2 protein-coding genes and 1 pseudogene are annotated in these 3,014 nt (G+C 47.9%); all 3 read right to left on the reverse strand.

Annotated elements, in window-relative coordinates:
- Window positions 1-182, reverse strand: a pseudogene (locus tag B7Y67_RS14070) (lysine--tRNA ligase); the annotation flags it as partial.
- 34 nt (window positions 183-216) lie between these two features.
- A protein-coding gene (gene prfB, locus B7Y67_RS14075) for a peptide chain release factor 2 (RefSeq protein WP_215301335.1) occupies window positions 217-1,321 on the reverse strand; the annotation gives its coding sequence in 2 pieces (ribosomal slippage) (window positions 217-1,239 and window positions 1,241-1,321; 1,104 coding nt in all).
- Window positions 1,322-1,349: 28 nt separating this feature from the next.
- The coding region (recJ, locus tag B7Y67_RS14080) for a single-stranded-DNA-specific exonuclease RecJ (protein WP_293599185.1) at window positions 1,350-3,014 on the reverse strand (1,665 nt) is incomplete at its 5' end.

The raw sequence follows: 3,014 nt of genomic DNA on the forward strand, positions 1-3,014 counted from the left end.
TTAGTGAGGCTGTCATAGTGAGTATGCAGATCTGCAGCTAAGTGGGTCGGCACGAAGTCATTTGGAAACGCTACTCCGCCTTCGCGTAACTTGGCTAATTTCTCACGACGCTCGGCAATGATGTGATTTTCATCAACAGCTTCAGTAGCTTGATTAGGGTTGGAGTTCACTTGATCGTTCATATGCAATATTAATAGCTGGAATAGGGGGAATGAATCAAACGCCTTGCTTCAGGCTAGCTTCAATAAAGGCATCAAGATCGCCATCCAATACTTTTTGTGTATTGGATATCTCAACGTTAGTGCGTAAGTCTTTAATGCGGCTTTGATCGAGTACGTAGGAGCGGATTTGATGACCCCAACCCACATCGGTTTTGCTTGCCTCAAGCTTGTCTTGCTCTGCACGACGCTTTTGCATCTCATGCTCATACAAGCGAGATTTGAGCATCGTCATCGCTTCAGCTCTATTGCGGTGTTGGCTTCGATCATTCTGACACTGCACCACAATGCCAGTTGGAAGGTGGGTCAAGCGAACTGCAGAGTCGGTTTTATTAATATGCTGACCACCCGCACCAGAGGCGCGATAGGTGTCGGTACGAATATCTGCTGGATTGACATCAATCTCAATCGAGTCGTCAATCTCTGGGTAAACATAGATGCTGGCAAAAGAAGTATGGCGACCGTTTGATGAATCAAATGGGGACTTACGTACCAAGCGATGCACACCAGTCTCTGAACGGAGGTGGCCGTATGCATACTCACCATCTACTTTGATAGTGGCGCTCTTAATACCAGCAACGTCACCATCAGACTCTTCCAGAATTTCTGTTTTGTAGCCTTTACGTTCGCAATACTTGAGGTATTGACGGAAGAGCATGCTCGCCCAGTCACAAGCTTCTGTGCCACCTGCGCCTGCTTGAATATCAATAAAGCAATTACAGGAATCCATTTCGTTATGGAACATGCGGCGGAACTCAAGATCATGAATGATCTTGCTGTAGCTCTCAACGTCTTGCTCGATAGCGCCAATCGTTTCAAAATCACTTTCTTCTTTGGCCATGTCGAACAGTTCGATGGCGCCAGTGATATTGCTATTTAAATCGGTGAGGGTGGCAACAACGCCATCGAGCAATTTCTTTTCTTTGCCGAGGGCTTGTGCTTTCTTTTGATCATCCCAAATGGTGGGATCTTCAAGAATAGAGTTAACTTCAGTAAGGCGTCGTGACTTTACTTCGAAGTCAAAGATACCCCCGAAGTGCTTGCTCACGGGTGAGCAGATCGGACAAGGTATTTGAAATAATATTGAGTTGTTCGGCTTCCATCCCCTAATTATAAGGGGGTTATTGCAGATCAAGCCTCGTCGTGGGCTTCAACCATGAGTTGTACGCGAGCTTGACCCTGGAAGCGGTCTGTTACTAGGCGATAGGCCAGCTTGGCCTTGGCTGGCAAGGGCTGAGTCCGGTTGAACCAAACGCCGGTAAATGGTTTGCTGGCTAACTGGCCATCCCCAATCGGGCGAAGCTGTAAGCGTAGATGTTTTTCCTTCATGAGGCTTTGTTGTCCGACCTCAAATTCCCCATAAAAAATGGGCTGAGGAAAGCCCTGACCCCAGATTTCTTCGGCAAGAAGATCGCCCGTTTCTGGCGTGAACTCAGAAAGATCAAGAGAGCCATCATGAATATGGCGACGCTCTAATAGTTCATCATTCAGTAATTCATTGGCAACATTTTGAAAAACTGCATCAAACTTTTCAAAATCCGCTTTTCTAATACTCAGACCCGCTGCCATGGCATGCCCGCCAAATTTGAGAATCAGACCTGGCTCACGTTTAGAAACAATATCTAAAGCATCGCGTAGATGAAAGCCTGTCAACGATCTGCCGGAACCACGTAATTCTTCTCCGCTAGCACCATCAGCAGGGGCAAACACAATTGCAGGGCGATTAAAACGTTCTTTGAGGCGGGATGCCACGATACCAACTACGCCTTGATGCCACTCTGCATTCCAAAGACAAATGCTAGAGCGCTCGGCCATGGTGCCTGCCAGTTGATCTTCAGCAAGGTGGGCGAGGGCAGCTTCTTGCATGCCGCCTTCAATGACGCGTCGCTCGCGATTAATGCGATCTAGTTCGTATGCTAGTTCAATAGCCTCGTCAGGTTTATCGCTAAGCAATAAACGAATGCCTAAAGTCATGTCTGCTAAGCGTCCTGCAGCATTAAGTCGAGGTCCAATGGCAAAACCTAAATCAAAGGTATTGGCCTTACGAGGATCCCGTGTTGCGGCTTGAAATAGTGCTTGAATACCTGCTTGTGACACTCCCGCGCGAATACGCTTTAAACCATTGGAAACCAAGATGCGGTTATTGCGATCAAGTTGCGCCACATCTGCAACAGTACCTAAGGCCACCAAATCTAATAAGCTCTCGATTTTAGGTTGAGTCTCAGCAGTAAATTTTCCGCGCTTGCGAAGTTCTGCACGAAGAGCCACCAATAAATAGAACATCACCCCCACGCCTGCAAGCGCTTTGCTTGGGAATGTGCAGCCAGGCTGATTGGGGTTCACGATTGCAGTCGCTTTTGGTAATCGATCACCTGGTAAGTGGTGGTCAGTCACGATGACTTCCATGCCCAATTCGCGAGCTCGATCAACACCAGATTCACTAGCAATACCGTTATCAACCGTAATGAGATATTTGGGTTTGGGAGTTTGCTGCGCAGCTAAATCCACCACCTCTGGTGTTAGTCCGTAGCCCATCGTAAAACGATTCGGCACTAAAAATTGAATGGGTGTATCTGGCCCACCCAACATCTTTAAGCCTCTGAGCGCAACAGCACAGGCAGTGGCGCCATCACAGTCGTAGTCTGCCACCACCAGCATCGCTTCCTGACGCTCGAGAATATCGGCGAGTAGGGTGGCGGTGCTGATGCAGTTTTTCAACTCCACTGGTGAGAGAAGTTGTTTGAGATCTAATGAGAGTTCATCGGGTTTATCAATACCACGCGCTGCGTACAGTCT

The organism is Polynucleobacter sp. 35-46-11 (assembly GCF_002281105.1).